This window comes from Lederbergia graminis (assembly GCF_042655485.1).
Taxonomy (GTDB): Bacteria; Bacillota; Bacilli; order Bacillales; family Bacillaceae_C; genus Lederbergia; species Lederbergia graminis.
Genome location: NZ_JBHSMC010000005.1, coordinates 109,954 through 123,163, shown reverse-complemented (window position 1 = coordinate 123,163; position 13,210 = coordinate 109,954). Strand labels below are relative to the sequence as shown.

Annotated in this window: 12 protein-coding genes; 10 read left to right on the top strand and 2 right to left on the bottom strand. The window is 35.8% G+C overall.

The genetic code is table 11. From position 1 onward, the window contains the following. The first annotated feature begins 25 nt into the window (after window positions 1-25). Window positions 26-1,420, top strand: a complete 1,395-nt coding sequence (gene trpE / locus ACFPM4_RS06755; RefSeq protein WP_382349330.1) for an anthranilate synthase component I — start codon at window positions 26-28, stop codon at window positions 1,418-1,420. After that, window positions 1,417-1,998 (top strand): anthranilate synthase component II, encoded by a 582-nt coding sequence (locus ACFPM4_RS06750; RefSeq protein ID WP_144921123.1) that lies wholly within the window; start codon window positions 1,417-1,419, stop codon window positions 1,996-1,998. The genes trpE and ACFPM4_RS06750 overlap by 4 nt, the downstream gene beginning before the upstream one ends. Before the next feature lie 217 nt (window positions 1,999-2,215). Here the strand turns inward: ACFPM4_RS06750 and ACFPM4_RS06745 are convergent, their stop codons facing one another. Together ACFPM4_RS06745 and ACFPM4_RS06740 are read right to left on the bottom strand one after the other, a co-directional pair. Beyond that, the gene (locus ACFPM4_RS06745; RefSeq protein ID WP_144921121.1) at window positions 2,216-2,515 is read right to left on the bottom strand and encodes an iron-sulfur cluster assembly accessory protein; all 300 of its coding nucleotides are present in this window, start codon (window positions 2,513-2,515) and stop codon (window positions 2,216-2,218) included. A 27-nt stretch (window positions 2,516-2,542) separates the two neighbouring features. Continuing rightward, the gene (locus ACFPM4_RS06740) at window positions 2,543-3,007 is read right to left on the bottom strand and encodes a DinB family protein (protein WP_382349325.1); all 465 of its coding nucleotides are present in this window, start codon (window positions 3,005-3,007) and stop codon (window positions 2,543-2,545) included. Between the two features lie 255 nt (window positions 3,008-3,262). Here ACFPM4_RS06740 and ACFPM4_RS06735 point away from each other — a divergent pair, with 255 nt between their 5' ends. The 8 genes from ACFPM4_RS06735 (at window position 3,263) to ACFPM4_RS06700 (ending at window position 12,859) form a co-directional block, all read left to right on the top strand. Continuing rightward, window positions 3,263-3,529, top strand: coding sequence for a hypothetical protein (locus ACFPM4_RS06735; protein WP_144921117.1), 267 nt, complete (start codon window positions 3,263-3,265; stop codon window positions 3,527-3,529). Next, window positions 3,529-4,884 carry a tripartite tricarboxylate transporter permease gene (locus ACFPM4_RS06730; protein WP_382349320.1) on the top strand — a complete coding sequence of 452 codons (1,356 nt, stop codon included), beginning with the start codon at window positions 3,529-3,531 and terminating at the stop codon, window positions 4,882-4,884. Before ACFPM4_RS06735 ends, ACFPM4_RS06730 begins: the two co-directional genes overlap by 1 nt. 39 nt (window positions 4,885-4,923) lie before the next feature. Next, entirely contained in the window at window positions 4,924-5,880 is a 957-nt protein-coding gene (mvk, locus tag ACFPM4_RS06725) for a mevalonate kinase (protein ID WP_382349317.1), read from the top strand. 1 nt (window position 5,881) lies between these two features. Further along, window positions 5,882-6,916, top strand: coding sequence for a diphosphomevalonate decarboxylase (gene mvaD / locus ACFPM4_RS06720; protein WP_382349314.1), 1,035 nt, complete (start codon window positions 5,882-5,884; stop codon window positions 6,914-6,916). Then, entirely contained in the window at window positions 6,909-8,024 is a 1,116-nt protein-coding gene (locus ACFPM4_RS06715; RefSeq protein ID WP_382349311.1) for a phosphomevalonate kinase, read from the top strand. Before mvaD ends, ACFPM4_RS06715 begins: the two co-directional genes overlap by 8 nt. A gap of 3 nt (window positions 8,025-8,027) precedes the next feature. Further along, on the top strand, window positions 8,028-9,068 hold the full coding sequence (gene fni, locus ACFPM4_RS06710; protein WP_382349308.1) for a type 2 isopentenyl-diphosphate Delta-isomerase: 1,041 nt from the start codon (window positions 8,028-8,030) through the stop codon (window positions 9,066-9,068). 363 nt (window positions 9,069-9,431) lie between these two features. Beyond that, window positions 9,432-9,959 carry a nitroreductase family protein gene (locus tag ACFPM4_RS06705; protein WP_144921105.1) on the top strand — a complete coding sequence of 176 codons (528 nt, stop codon included), beginning with the start codon at window positions 9,432-9,434 and terminating at the stop codon, window positions 9,957-9,959. Between the two features lie 257 nt (window positions 9,960-10,216). Next, a complete protein-coding gene (locus tag ACFPM4_RS06700; RefSeq protein WP_382349304.1) occupies window positions 10,217-12,859 on the top strand; it encodes a cation-translocating P-type ATPase in 2,643 nt (880 codons plus the stop codon). Window positions 12,860-13,210 lie beyond the last annotated feature (351 nt).

Genomic DNA, 13,210 nt, shown 5'->3' with positions numbered 1-13,210 from the left:
CATAGAGCCGAAAGGAGATACTTAGATGATAAAGACAATTAGTGAAAGTAATTATTTTGTGGAGGAATTGCAAGGAGATACATTGACACCTATTTCCATTTATCAACGGTTATCTGGGAAGAAAAAGTTTTTACTTGAAAGTTCGTTAAAACATGAAAATTCTGGTCGTTATTCTTTTATTGGAGCACAACCTACTTTTGAATTAAAAGGGTATGAATATGGTTCTATTCTTGTAACGGAGGAAGGAGAAGAACCGATATCTCAAAAACCATTAGAATTGTTAAAAGACATAATGCCAAAGGAAATTTCTGTTGGTAAGGAAAAGATTCCTTTTATTGGTGGTGCGGTAGGATTTGTTGGGTATGATGTTGTACGTCATTATGAACAAATTGGAGAAATTCCAAAAGATGAATTGCAAATTCCTGACGTGCATTTCATGATGTTTGAAGAAGTCATCGTATTTGATCATTTAGAGCAGAAAGTATACTTAGTAGCTACACCGCTACGTGAAAGTACGACAAGTGAGCAATTGCAATCACGACTTCAAGACATTAAAGCTGAAATTCAAGATGGTAAAGAAATGGATCAATTACCAGTGAACATTTCCGCTTATGAATCTACAATTACAGAAGATGATTTTATACAAATGGTAAAAAAAGCGAAAGAATACATTGTAGAAGGAGATATTTTCCAAGTTGTGTTATCACAGCGTATGAAAGCTACGATTGAAGGAGAGGCTTTTTCCTTTTACAGAAAGTTGAGAGTGAAGAACCCTTCACCCTATATGTATTACTTTGATTTTGACGACTTTATTGTTGCTGGCGTATCACCTGAAAGTTTAATTAAAGCTACGGACAATAAAGTAATAACAAATCCAATTGCAGGGACTAGGCCACGTGGAAATACGCAGGAAGAAGATAAGCAACTGGAGCTAGAATTACTTGCAGATGAAAAAGAATTGGCTGAACATCGAATGTTAGTAGACCTTGGTCGTAATGATATTGGGAGAGTTAGTGAATTTGGGTCTGTACAGATTGATAAGTATATGAAGATTGAAAAATATAAACATGTGATGCACATTGTTTCAGAAGTGAGCGGAGAACTTACTTCAGCTTATTCACCAATTGATGCTTTAATTGCATGCTTACCTGCTGGTACTGTCTCTGGTGCACCGAAGATAAGAGCAATGGAAATAATTAATGAATTAGAAGATGTAAAACGTGGAGTCTACTCAGGAGCTGTTGGGTATTTATCAGCAAATGGTAATATGGATTTTGCATTAGCAATTAGAACTGCGTTTATTAAAGATAATCAAGTTTATATTCAAGCAGGTGCTGGTATTGTGTATGATTCTGTACCTCAAAAAGAATATGAAGAAACGATTCATAAACTAAGAGCATTTTTGGAGGAAGACAAATGATTTTACTTATCGATAATTATGACTCATTCACTTTTAATCTATATCAGTATTTAGGTGAGCTTGGTGAAGAAATCGTTGTTAAGCGAAATGATAAGGTAACTATCAAAGAAATTGAAGACTTAAATCCAGAAGCAATCGTATTATCCCCAGGACCAGGTCGGCCTGAAAATGCAGGAATATGTGTCGACATCATTAAGTCTTTATATAAAAAAATACCAATATTAGGAATTTGTTTAGGCCATCAATCCATCGGTTATGCATTTGGAGCAAGAGTAGAAAAAGCCGAGAAGGTCATGCACGGTAAAATTTCTTCTATAACACATGGAGAGGAAGGTATCTTTGAACAATTACCAAATCCTCTAGATGTAATGCGTTATCATTCATTAATTGTAGAAAAAACTACGTTACCTGATGAATTGAAAGTAACCGCTACATCTAATGATGATCAAGAAATTATGGCGATGGTGCACGAAAAATATCCATTATATGGATTACAATTTCATCCAGAGTCAGTGGGAACAGAGACAGGAAAACAAATGTTAAGCAATTTCTTAAATGAAATTAGAGTGAGAGTATGAAACGTAAGAAGTAACCTTCTTTCGTATAATGCTTTAATAGATAAAAAATAAGATCTGAACTTTTACTTGAATTTCTTCAAGGAAGCTCAGATCTTATTTTAATTTTAATAATCGGAGGAAATACCAGAGGGCTTATGGGAAAGCGATCTGTCTCTCCTTTGCACTATTATTACATGCGCATTGTTCGATATGACATTTGGTTAATGCCTAAAAGAACTTAATGATGATGATGTCCAAATGAAGGATTTGTAATAGACATTTCTTCTCTTGGAACATAAAAATACTGTAGCCAAACTCCATCTAAGAATGGGTTGTTTTTTTCCAAAATAATATCAATTTCTTTATCGGTATGAACCACTTCATCGTTTTCAGTTGGTGTATCTAACATATAATCATAGTGCGCATGGTCACCATGTTGATGAGTTACAAACACTCTAATCATCTTTCCTTCTGCCTCTTCCGTAGCTAACAACTTTTTGAAGTATTTTGCTGCGTTTCGATTTAATTTACATTTCATTGATAGATTCCTCCGTAGTGGTGTGGATTACTTTAAAACATTGTTTAGCGATTTTATGATGCCTATATGATTTCCTTCATGAAATGTATTAAACTGAACTAAAGCGTCAACAGTATTCATTTCAAGTGGACCTATTGTGACTGATTTACTTGCGCTATTCACAGTTTTATCTCTGAAATGAGCTTCAACTCGTTTAGCTTGCTCTTCAAGAGCTGAAATAATATCAGAAGCACTAGGAATATTATTGCTCCAATCTGCTGGTTTTGTACCAGTAGCAAAAAGCCCCGCCCAATCACCATGCTTCATTTCATACTCTTCATCCGCTTGATGTAAAAAGAATTCAGCTGAAACAAAAATATGCCCAGCATTCCATCGGATATTATTGGGAAATCCAATAGGTTGCTCATCCCATTTTGTTTCATTTATTCCTTTCAGCAAACCTAATGTTCCACTTCTAGCAAATTGAAAATGTTGTAAGGATATAGATGACATCATTATCAACCTCCATCAATATTATATACCTTAATATAATGTAACTAATAACGGTAAAGCTAATCATATGCACTTCTTAAAGAACTAAAATTTTTTAATATACTGTGCAAATAATTTTATATATGAGATATTGTGAAGTTATCAACAATATAGTTGATAATGATTCTCAATATCAATATAATAAGTTTGTGAATAATCCTTTTCAATTGTACTGAAACTAGGTATGAAGGTTTGAAAGAGAAAGAGGTTTTGATAATGGGAAATAATCGAGATAGTAATCGGATAATTATCGATAAAGATAGGAACAATGTGGAGGTATGGGAAGACCTTGTTAATATTAAAGACCTAGTACTATCACTTCTAATATGTAGTGTAACGACGTTAGTTGGGTATTTTATTGCACCTAATGATCCACCAAAGCCATTGTTTTTCGGTTTAGGAGGCGCAATAATCGGTTTTATTATATGCAGTATTCTAGTAAAACCAAAACGAACTTTTCAAGATGCAGAGGACGATGAATAATGGATCCGATATTAATATTACAAATGGTAATGGTTGCGATATTAGGTGCAGTAATCTATACAATCGTTGGAATAGCCCCCGGTACAGATGAAACGGCAACGATAGCGCCTGTAATGTTAGTAATTGTATTATCTGGGCTAGAACCAATATTAGTTCTAACTTTCTTTATGTCTGCAATCATTGCAAATAAATTAACTGATTCTGTCCCAGTTGCTGTTGCCGGAATTCCTGGGGGAGTAATGGCAACTCCTATGGTAGAACATGCTCTAGTATTAAAAAAACATGGATTTGCAGATGTGAGTATTCGTAAGATGGTCTCCGGATCCGTTGTTGGAACATTAGTAGCAGTACCAGTTAGTTTGCTCCTTGCAAATGCACTAATACCAGTAGCCGACGCCATAAAAGATTTTGCCAATCCTCTTTTTTTCATCGGTACGATTATATTAGCACTTTTATCAAAAAATAGGTTACTTGCACTAGCAGCTATCATTCCATTTGCATTACTAATACAAGGATTAAGACATTTATATTGGGGGTTAGGAATTGTCCCTGAAGGCACAAATGTATTTATATCTTTTTTCTTAGGAATTACAATTGGGCCAGTTATTATTACATTATTTGAATTACTAAATAAAGAAAAACGAAATAGCCTTGAACGTTATGGTAAAAAAACAATTCTCCTAAATAAAAACAAAGAAAAAATGAAATTTCCAAATCCATTTAAAATATTAACAAGGGAAGAAGTTGTGAAAAGCTCTATTTCTTCTGTAATTGGTTCAATGACCTTTATATTGAGTGCTGTTGGAACAACTGTATTAGTTGGGGAATTGTTTTCAAGTCGAATCAAAGATTCAGTAAAGAAATCATCGTTAGCAATAGCATGTATGGAGGCTTTAGCAAATGCTACATACATATCCGGTACACTTATCCCATTAATTGCATTAGGAATCCCTTTGTCTTCTGTTGCCTTGGGACCTGCAAATGCTTTATTTAATGCACCTCCTGTATTTACTTTAGAACATAACATGCATCATATATTGTCGATGTCTGATTTTGTATGGGCTACTATAATAGGTGCTATCGTTGCACTAGGCATAACCTATTTTGTGATTGTGAAGTATTCTCAACAAATTTGTGTTTTTGTTTTTAAATGGGTTCCTCATGAAGCAATGCTAGGATTATTTTTTGGTCTTGTTATCTTACTTGCATTTATGGACGCAGGTTGGTTAAACATTGGTGGTGTAATTCTAATTGGTTTAGTTGCGGGATTATTACATCGTTGGGGAATAAATTACGGTGTCTTATTCATGATACTTTATTCAGCACCTTGGTTAATAAGTAAATTAGCGGGATAATCAACATGTAAAAAAGATGGAAAGATGGAGGTGTATTATTTGAATAAAACCTCTAATGATTTCGGCATTGGTACATCCTACAGCAAACTAATATTGATTGGTGAGCACTCGGTAGTTTATGGAAAACCTGCAATAGCACTTCCTTTTCCAACGATAGAGGCGAAGTCAGAAGTATTTGGGATGAATGGTCCGATTATGATGGAATCTCCTTACTATAGTGGTTTACTATCAGAAATCCCAGATATGCTTATTGGAATTTCTGCTTGTATATTGGAAACCTGTAAGTTGTTAAATAAGCCTCAGGAGGGTTTTCTTATAAGAATATCTTCCAGCATTCCTATTGGGAGAGGATTAGGGTCTAGTGCTGCATTAGCAATTGCGATTGTTCGCAGTTTATTTTCCTTTTATAAGCTACCAATCGATGAAAAACTACTAATGCATTTAGTCCATAATGCTGAAAAATATGCTCACGGGAATCCTAGTGGGATAGATATGTTTGCTGCATCCAGCGAGCACCCCATTTGGTTTCAAAAAAAGAAACCTATCATTCCGTTACATATACAAGACCCGTTTTATGTCGTTGTAGGAGATTCTGGTAGAGTCGGTGATACACGTACTGCAGTAGAAAGTATACGTGAAAAGTATATAGCAGAACCAAGTAGAACAGAGAATTCCATCAATCTATTAGAACTATATACGTATAAAGCAAAAGAAGCTCTACTAATAGGTGATGCGACTACACTTGGAGAAATGATGAATCTTGCACAAAAGGAATTAGTTCTATTAGGTGTAAGTGATCAAGGTATAGATTATTTAGTAGATGTAGCATTGCAAGAAGGAGCACTCGGAGCTAAATTAACAGGTGGAGGAAGAGGCGGTTGCATAATTGCTTTGGCAAATAGTATCGAACATGCAAGAATCGTTTCAAAACAATTAAAAAAAGCAGGAGCGAACCAAACATGGTATTTTCAATTTGGCTTAGATAGGGGTGAATGAATTGGAGGCAGTAACAGCACGTGCCCACACGAATATTGCACTAATAAAATATTGGGGTAAACGTAATGAAGAACTTATATTACCTATGAATAATAGTATCTCCATCACATTAGATAAGTTTTATACGACAACAACAGTGCAATTTTGTTCTTGTTTAAATGAAGATATGTTTTTATTAAATGGAAATATCGCTAGTAAAGAGGAAACAGAAAAGATTTCACGGCCCTTGAATATAATTCGAAAGCTAGTGGGACGGAATATTTTTGCGGTAGTAGATTCCATTAATGATGTTCCGACGTCTGCAGGATTTGCATCATCTGCATCTGGCTTCGCTGCATTGGCAGCTGCAGCAACAAAGGCAATTGGTTTAGATTTAGATTCTAGAGAATTATCACAAATTGCACGACAAGGTTCAGGATCAGCTTGTCGCTCCATATATGGTGGCTTTGTAGAATGGCATAAAGGGGAAAAAGAGGATGGAACCGACTCCTATGCAGAACAACTGTTACACCCAAATGAATGGAAGCTAAGCATACTGTCTGTACTGTTGGAATCTAAACCGAAAAAGATATTAAGTAGAGAAGGGATGAAACGAACCGTCCAAACTTCAGTTTTCTACTCGGGTTGGCTAGAAACGATTGACCAAGATCTTTCTATTGCACGTCATGCAATAAATGAACGTGATTTTGAAAAGCTGGGAACTGTTTTAGAGAAAAATGCTTTGAAGATGCATGCCACTACTTTAGGTGCTAATCCACCGTTTATGTATTGGCAAGGTGCTACGATAGAGATAATGAATGTGATTCAAGAATTGCGTGCAAAAGGTATTGAAGCATATTTTACAATTGATGCTGGTCCAAATGTCAAAGTTATATGTGAATCTAAAAATGAAGAAATAGTTTATAAAACACTACAAGGACTTCCAATGGTGAAAGATATCCATACTTGTCAACCTGGCCCAGGAATTAGCTACTTAGCAAATAAGAAGAAGATTCATTCCTGTGATCTACTAAATGAGGATGTAACAAATGTATAATTCATATAAAATTAAAGTTCCTGGTAAATTATTTATTGCAGGAGAATATGCAGTTCTGGAGCCTGGAAACTTAGCGATTGTAATAGCTGTTAATCGTTATATGGAAACGGAAATTAAAGCATATAAGGAAAATCAATTACATTTGCCACAGTTAGGGTATGATTCGGTTAGTTGGAGCTGGAAAGATGGTGAGCTTACCTTTCATCCGGAAGGTTCTAAATTAGCTTTTATCAAGAATGCAATTTCATTGTTTTATACGCTTTTGCAGGAAAACTCTGTTGAAATAAGACCGTTTGCTTTATCGATAACGAGTGAATTAGATGATGTATCAGGTAAGAAGTACGGGTTAGGGTCTAGCGCAGCAGTCGTAGTTTCTGTCATTTCTGCTCTATTTCATTTTTATCAAAATGAAAAAATAAAGCCAATGAAGGAAAATATCTTCAAGTTAGCTGCTATGGCACATATTAAGACACAAGGTAACGGTTCGTGCGCTGATATTGCTGCTTCGACATTTGGCGGATGGTTAGGGTTCAGTACGTTCGAATTGAATTGGATAAAGAAACAAATAGAGGAAAAAGTTCATATTTCAACATTACTTAGCGAGCAATGGCCAGGTTTAATAATTAAGCCACTGACACCTCCGGAATATTTTAATTTAGTTGTTGGATGGACAAGCAGTGAGGCATCTACCGCTCCAATGGTGAACATTGTTATGAAACTAAAGCAAGAACAACCATCATTATATGATCTATTTTTAAAAGAAAGTAAAATTGCAGTAAACAATTTAATCAATAGTTTCTTAGATGACAATGGAAAAATTGCGATTGATAGTTTGAAACAAAATCGAATGGCTTTAAAAAAGCTTGGAGAACATGCCGGAGTTAATATAGAAACACCACAATTAGAAAGTTTAATAAGGATCGCTAATAAATATGGTGCTGGGAAATCATCTGGTGCAGGTGGTGGTGATTGTGGTATTGCATTTATCACAGATCCTTCTTTAGTAACACCACTCCAAAACGAATGGCAATCCCATGGAATTATGCCGCTAGATATACAATTATCAAAAGATGGAGCAACAATAGAACCCCTATTAGAAAGGAAGTGAATCATGTCTAATTCAATTAATAAGCGTAAATCTGAACATATTCAAATTGCATTAAATGAAAAAGTAACAGGTAACGATATAACAACAGGGTTTGAAAAAATTACTTTTATTCATAATGCACTTCCTGAAATAGATTTTGATGAAATTTCCATCGCAACTAACTTTTTAGGTATAGACTGTAAAACGCCTTTCCTTATAAGTTCGATGACTGGTGGAGCGGAATTTGCTGATACAATAAATCGTCATTTGGCACAAGCAGCACAAGAAAGAGGATGGTCTTTAGCACTTGGATCCACTAGAGCTCTAATAGAAAGTAAAGAGTTTCATTCCTCATTTCAAGTAAGAAAATATGCTCCAGATATCCCGATAATTGCTAACTTGGGTGCAGTTCAATTTAACTATGGATTCGGAGTAGAACAGTGTGAACAAATAATAGATATAACGGATGCAAATGCCCTTGTTCTTCATTTAAATAGTATTCAAGAAGTAATCCAAGAAGAAGGCAATACAAACTTCAAAGATTTATTAACTAAAATAGAAGAGGTTTGTACTACATTATCTGTTCCCGTTGGTGTCAAAGAAGTTGGTTGGGGGATTGACGGGAAAACAGCAAAGAAACTATATGATGTAGGAATATCTTTTGTTGATGTTGCTGGAGCAGGAGGAACATCATGGAGTCAAGTGGAGAAAATGCGTTCCAAAAATCCAGTTAAAAGAAAAGCTGCAGAAGCTTTTACAGAATGGGGCATCTCTACAGTTGATTGTATTAATTCTGTCAAAAAAGAAAATATACCGGTGCCCCTCATTGCTAGTGGGGGGATGAAAACAGGACTAGATGCAGCTAAAGCCATAGCAATAGGAGCGGACTTTGCTGGTTATGGTCGTTCAATTTTAAAAGAAGCAACAGAATCATTAGAAGGTGTGCTTGAGGTAATGGAAACTCGTGAGCTAGAATTACGACTCACCATGTTTGCTACTGGTTGTAAAAACATAGAGGAATTAAAACAAACAGACCGAATACAACGAGGAGACCTAGGTATGTAGAGAGACTTACTAGAGGTTGAGACAAAACGATTTGACCTGGATGTAAATCCGAACAATGTAAGTATAGCTATAACGCTTCGGAAATACACTTCGCTGGTAACTATAAAATTTTTATAATTGATAAAATGACCGAACTACCTTGTTTTGAAACAAGTTATAGTTCGGTTTTTATTTGCATCCATATACCTCTGTCCCAGCCTCTTGATTTGCAACCATATTCCTTTGTCGCAATCTCTCTTTTAATGCGTCATCATTTTACTTAGTTTATAAACATATAAATTCTATTGGACTACGTTGAATTAAGGGGGAATATGTTATAATAAGAATGGAATATTTCTAAAATTCAAATTAGGAGAGAGGAATATGAATGTATTAGAGGCAATTAAACAAAGAAGGGAAATAACTAGTTTTGAGCAGAAAGAGCTTCCAGATGATATAGTTCAAAAAATAATCGAATCAGCTTATCTTTCTCCTTCTGGAAATAACTTACCTTCAAAAGAATTCATTATTGTTCGTACTAGAGAAACGCTGGATTATTTAGCGCAAACGACCCCTTATATGCCATGGCTGAGGGAAGCAATGGCAGCTGTTGTTGTTTTAGGACGTCCTAATATTAGTAAATATTGGTTACAAGATACATCGATTGCATGTGGATTTATATGGTTGAATGCTGTCGATCTCGGATTAGGAGCTGCGTTTGGTGCAGTTTACCATTCTGAGGATGAAAAAGAATCTGAACAAAGAGAAAGCTATGTTCGGAGTAAATTAGACATTCCTGAAGATCGGCGTGTAGTGGCGATAATAGGGATGGGCTACCCGAAAAAATTACCTGACCCTAAAAAACTTCTTCCTATAGAAGAAACAATTTATTACGAAAAATTTTCTGAATAAGGAATCAAATTATTTTTCTTTTGCAGCCTTTCAATGATAGTATTTATTATATACTTTGATAAATTTCAAAGGGGAGTAGCTCTAGAGCTATTTGTATTAGCTCTAAATAAAGTCGTCATTTCATGTTATGTAACATCGGCTTTATTAACAAGAAATTGTTTTGCGAGACCTTTGCCTTCAACGGCAAAGGTCTCGCTTTTTTAATTTCTATCGTTGGGTACAATAACAAAGAAGATTGTAGGAAGGAGTATGAATAAATGGAGTTTTATCAAAAGAATCCTGATGATGTAATACAGCAACTGAATGTAACAGAAGATGGCCTTTCATCTTCAGAAGCTACCAAAAGGTTAGAAACGAATGGATATAACGAAATCGAAGGAAAAGAAAAAGAACCAACATGGAAATTATTTCTATCAACTTTTAAAGATGCGATGGTAATTATTCTCCTAATCGTCGCAGCAATTCAGTTATTACTTGGAGAAGTAGTTGAATCCATTATTATCTTCTTAGTTCTAATCATTAATGCGATTATAAGTGTAATACAAACGCGAAAAGCGGAGAGCTCTCTAGATGCTTTAAAACAAATGTCTTCTCCAATTGCAAAAGTACTGAGAGATGGGAGTAATATAAGTATCCCTGCTAGAGAACTTGTAAAAGGGGATATCGTATTACTTGATGCGGGTGACTTTATACCGGCAGATGGTCGAATTATAGAAAGCGGATCGTTAAAAGTGAACGAAGGTATGCTAACAGGTGAATCAGAAGCAGTCGAGAAAAATACAATAACTCTTACAAAAGAAGTGCCTTTAGGTGATCGTAGGAATATGGTGTATAGTGGTTCACTTGTTGTATATGGACGCGGGAAATTTGTTGTAACTGCTACTGCAAAGGAAACGGAAATTGGAAAAATAGCTCATATGATTGAAACTGCAGAATCTAAACAAACTCCATTACAACAAAAATTGGACGACTTTAGTAAAAAACTTAGTATTGGAATACTAGTTTTATGTATTATTATTTTTGCTGCAGAAGCGGGACGGATCTGGTTTAATCAGAATACAGCCAATTTAGGTGAAAGTATGTTGAATGCTTTTATGTTTGCTGTTGCCGTTGCTGTCGCAGCAATTCCAGAGGCGCTTTCTTCCATTGTAACGATTGTACTAGCAGTTGGTACAACAAAAATGGCAAAACAACATGCTGTCATCCGGAAACTCCCTGCAGTTGAAACATTAGGGTCAACAAGTGTTATTTGTACAGATAAAACAGGTACATTGACGCAAAATAAAATGACCGTTACTGATTATTTCTTACCGGATAATCCAGAGGAAAGTTTTCCGGAAAATCCAAAAGAATGGAATAATGCACAAACTCGTCTAATGGGGATAGCGGTGTTATGTAATGATTCTCATATATCCGAAGACGGCCAAGAGATAGGGGATCCAACGGAAGTAGCCCTAATTGATTTTTGTAATAAAAATAATAAAGACTATAGAGAAATCCGCGCTACTTTTAAACGAGAAGCTGAAATACCCTTCGATTCGGATAGAAAGCTAATGTCGACATTACACACGTTTAATAGTGGTAAAACAATGCTAACAAAAGGTGGTCCAGATGTAATGTTTAAGCGTTGCTCTTCCGTATATCTGGATGGGAAGGTACAGCCACTTACACCTGAAATACTTCAACGTTTTCAAAAAGCGAATGAGGAGTTTTCTAAGCAAGCCTTACGTGTACTAGCATATGGATATAAACGGATTCCAGACGAAAAAACTAATATATCCATAGAAGATGAGTATGAACTAGTCTTAGTTGGATTAACAGCGATGATAGATCCACCACGTGAAGCTGTTTATGGGTCTATTAAGGAAGCGAAAAATGCAGGAATCCGGACCATAATGATTACTGGTGATCATAAGACAACTGCCCAAGCAATTGGACGTGATATTGGATTAATGGACAAGAATGATATAGCACTAACAGGTCAAGAGCTTGATGCGTTAACGGATGAAGAACTTAATGAAAAGTTAGAAAGAATATCAGTGTATGCTCGTGTTTCACCAGAAAACAAAATAAGAATTGTTAAGGCGTGGCAAAAAAAAGGGAATGTTACAGCAATGACGGGTGATGGTGTAAATGATGCGCCTGCATTGAAACAAGCAGATATAGGCATAGCCATGGGTAGTGGAACAGAGGTTGCAAAAGATGCCTCGGCAATGATTTTAACAGATGATAATTTTGTCTCGATTGTAAATGCTGTAGGTGTCGGCCGTACGGTTTACAATAATATAAAAAAAGCAATTAGTTATTTATTTGCAGGTAACTTAGGTGCTATTATTGCCATTCTTTTTGCAGTATTTATGAATATGCCCAATCCATTTACTGCATTACAACTTCTCTTTATTAATCTTATTAATGATTCACTCCCTGCGATTGCGTTAGGAATGGAGAAAGCTGAGCCCGGAGTGATGAAGAAGAAGCCACGTAATCTTCATGAAGGGATTTTTGCAGGGGGAACATTAAAAGCTGTCATCACTCGTGGATTATTAATTGGGATTGTAGTGATCATTTCACACTACATTGGCTTACAAACATCCACAGAAATGGGAGTAGCGATGGCGTTTACGACACTTATATTAGCAAGAACTTTACAGACCTTTGCGGCAAGATCCAATGTTCAAACAGCATTCGGAGCAGGATTTTTTAGCAATAAATATGTAATTGGTGCTGTAATTGTTTGTTTCTTGTTATATGGTGTTACCGTTCTTCCGGTAATAAGAGAAATATTTGCAATACCTGCAGCATTTGGGTGGGACGAGTGGTTGATTGCAGCTGGATTAGCATTAGCTGCGGTAATACTAATGGAGATTATTAAAGTAATTCAAACACGATTAGTTAAGTAATTAGAGGTATGTTGGTGCATCTATTCAGCTTCGGAAATACACTTCGCTTTCCGCGAGCTTTAAAAAGCGAAAGGTGCTTGGAACTTGAAGGCTAACTTCGCAACATCCTCTTTATGTCTTAGGTTATTTGACCTCGAGCCGATAGTTAGCGCCTACAGCTAGACAAGGTTTTGGAGCCTCCTCGCAGCTGACACGTCCGTCTAGCTTAAGCTACTAGCGGCTAGCGAAGGAGACATTCCTTTCCCTAGGAAAGTTGTATCCTGAGAAATAATACTTTCAAGACAAAATAAAAACGAACTATCTTAAGTTTCAAATGAAAAGATAGTTCGTTTCTTTGATCTCAAATATTCC